The following is a 460-nucleotide window of genomic DNA, read 5'->3' on the forward strand; positions in this document are numbered from 1 at the left end:
CCGCGCGTCGGCACGCCTCCGAAGAAGGCGAATGCCCGCGCATGCGCGTCGAACACCATCTCCTGTGTCTCGCGCGGATAGGCGCGCACATACATGACCCGCGACGCGCACAGCCGGACATGCGCGACCTTCACGCGCATCGGCTTGCCCGAGATCTCCACGTCCTCGTGGCTCCAGTCGAACTGATACGCCTCGCCCGGTCGGAACAGCAGCGGGATGAACGCTGGCGCATTCATCACGTCCCGGCGCCGCGCCTCCCGCCAGCGGGCGGCATAGCGGCGCACCGCGTCGTATGAGCCGTCGAACCCCTCGCGCAGCAACAGGTCGTGGATACGCGTGAGGCGCAGCTTCTCGCGCCGCGGCCGTGCCTCATCTTCCTCCAGCAACGCGTTCAGTCTCGCCTGGAACGGCCCCAGCTTCGGCAGCGGCTGCACCTCCCGCCGGTAGCCCATGTCCGCCT

Annotated in this window: 1 pseudogene; it reads right to left on the reverse strand. The window is 68.9% G+C overall.

The features are described 5' to 3' along the window. Positions 1-460: pseudogene (locus tag AX702_RS16480) on the reverse strand (DDE-type integrase/transposase/recombinase); the annotation flags it as partial.

The sequence above is a fragment of the Sphingomonas sp. CCH5-D11 genome, assembly GCF_001557395.1.
GTDB lineage: Bacteria > Pseudomonadota > Alphaproteobacteria > Sphingomonadales > Sphingomonadaceae > Sphingomonas.